Here is a 258-nt window from a genome sequence, read left to right on the forward strand (position 1 = left end):
CTACCTTCATAGCCAGCCAAATTTTTTACTAAATCAGTTAATAAGAATGTAGCATTTACATCTAAACCATAATAATTTACGCCTTGAGCTCCTAAATATGCCAATCCTGCATAAACGATGAACAATAAAATAAAACCTACAATAATAATACCGAGCATCATTTTATTGTATTCTTGTTTAGTGCGATAGCCTTTTTCGCGAAAAGCAGCAATAAACATACCAGCGCATAATATGCCTGTACCAACATCACCAGTATTA

General features: G+C 33.3%; 1 protein-coding gene. It reads right to left on the reverse strand.

Annotated elements, in window-relative coordinates:
• A partial coding sequence (locus H6A07_RS09870; RefSeq protein ID WP_204814744.1) for a branched-chain amino acid transport system II carrier protein occupies positions 1 to 258 on the reverse strand: 258 nt, incomplete at both ends.

The organism is Olsenella uli (assembly GCF_016899935.1).
Taxonomy (GTDB): domain Bacteria; phylum Actinomycetota; class Coriobacteriia; order Coriobacteriales; family Atopobiaceae; genus Thermophilibacter; species Thermophilibacter uli_B.